The 1636-nt window shown below is 42.8% G+C and carries 4 protein-coding genes; all 4 read right to left on the reverse strand.

The window, feature by feature from the left end:
* The coding region (locus tag ACHBGV_RS10205; protein ID WP_394736273.1) for an IS66-like element short variant transposase at nt 1-903 on the reverse strand (903 nt) is incomplete at its 3' end.
* Nucleotides 857-1063 carry a hypothetical protein gene (locus ACHBGV_RS10210; RefSeq protein ID WP_002939754.1) on the reverse strand — a complete coding sequence of 69 codons (207 nt, stop codon included), beginning with the start codon at nt 1061-1063 and terminating at the stop codon, nt 857-859. The genes ACHBGV_RS10210 and ACHBGV_RS10205, both read right to left, overlap by 47 nt.
* A 51-nt stretch (nt 1064-1114) precedes the next feature.
* On the reverse strand, nt 1115-1465 hold the full coding sequence (gene tnpB / locus ACHBGV_RS10215) for an IS66 family insertion sequence element accessory protein TnpB (protein WP_105127503.1): 351 nt from the start codon (nt 1463-1465) through the stop codon (nt 1115-1117).
* Entirely contained in the window at nt 1446-1631 is a 186-nt protein-coding gene (locus tag ACHBGV_RS10220; RefSeq protein ID WP_105138228.1) for a hypothetical protein, read from the reverse strand. The genes tnpB and ACHBGV_RS10220 overlap by 20 nt, the downstream gene beginning before the upstream one ends.
* Nucleotides 1632-1636 lie beyond the last annotated feature (5 nt).

The raw sequence follows: 1636 nt of genomic DNA on the forward strand, positions 1-1636 counted from the left end.
CCAGTCATTCTCCAAGGTAAATAGGCGGTCGCAATAGGCTAATCCCTTAGCTCCTAAAGAAGTCTTGTCTGTCTTCTTAGGAGTCGCCTCAAAGAACTTTCGTCTAACATGAGCCCAACAGCCAACCAGTTGAGCCTTATCTAATTGACGATAAGCTGACCACATGTCACAATGAACGTAGCCCGCATAATCCCCAAGAAATTTTTCCACAACCAAGCCACTCCGTCGTTTGTCATGATGATAGAGAGTAATTCCCTTTTTCTCGTGCTTCCCAGACAAGAAGGTCCAGTAGAAGGTCAACTGGCTATCATTTTCTAAGACCTTGTAGGAGGTCTCGTCCGCATGGAGAATAGGCTGCTCTAATAATTTCTCGTGTAACAGGTTATAAATCGGCTCGAAATAATATTGACTAGACTTGATGTGCCAGTTGGCTATTTCCTTCCGACTGATTGGCAAGCCAAGCTTGTTCCAATCCTCTTCCTGACGGTAATTGGGTACCTTCAGATTGAATTTCTGGTGAATGGTGTGGGCGATGATAGAAGCTGAACCCAAGCTATGTGCCAAAGGGGCCTTAGGAACAGGAGCCTTGATAATCTTATCGCTTAGATTCTTCTGACTACATGCCTGACACTTGTATGCGTGTTGAACATGGTCAATCCGCTTTAATTGTGCGGGAATGAAGACCAACTCTTGTCGTTGAACAGTAGAACCAATCTCTTTCAACTGTCCATGACAGTCTGGACAAGTGCAGTCTTCGCCCTGTAATTCGTGATGAACAATCTCTGGAGTGAACTGACTAAAAATAGCCTGACGAACTCCCTTAGCTTTCTTGCGTTTGTAGGTAATCGTTTCTGTTTCAACTGGGTAAGTCAGCTTCTTCTTCAGGGAGGCTTTCCTCCCCAAACAAGCTCAGCTGACCGGGTTGATATACAACCTTCTCTGATGATTTTCCGTAGAGTTTCTGTCTCAGGTACTCAACCTGTTCTCGAAGGAGAGTTAGCTCATTGGTCATGATTTCAATAGTTTTTGTTAGACTTTCAATCACTTTATCTTGTGACTCCATGGACTTACCTCCTTCTTTTTATCTCATTATACACAAAGAAAAGCCATGATCTCAATAGAAATCACGACTTTTTGAAACATTTATTTTTGGGATGATAGAAAATCCCTTCATGAGCCAGTCTACTTGTTCGGAAGTTAGAGCCTTGACCTCTTCTTCATTGCTTGGCCAGGTTAATTTTCCATTTTCAAAACGTTTATACAATAACCAAAATCCCTGTCCATCCCAGTAAAGAGCTTTGAATCGGTCTTTTCGACCTCCGCAGAAGAGATAGACCTGACCGGAGAAGGGATCCAGATTGAAGTGACTTTTAACAAGGTAGGCGAGTGAATCAATCCCTTGACGCATATCCGTTTTCCCGCAAACCAAGTAGACTTGACCTAAATCACTGAGCCGGATTGTCATAGAACAGTACCTTATCCAAGATTGTTTCCAATACCTCTTGGTTGATAGAGTGAAAGAATGTGAGTTCTACTTTTTCGAGACGAATCTTCATCAGAATATCGTTTCTGCTTTTCTTTTCAAAGCGGCGAGATTGGGGAACAGTCAGTGGGACGATGGGTTGTGACATAAAAA

The sequence above is a fragment of the Streptococcus sp. A34 genome (genome assembly GCF_043674115.1).
Classification (GTDB): Bacteria; Bacillota; Bacilli; order Lactobacillales; family Streptococcaceae; genus Streptococcus; species Streptococcus suis_V.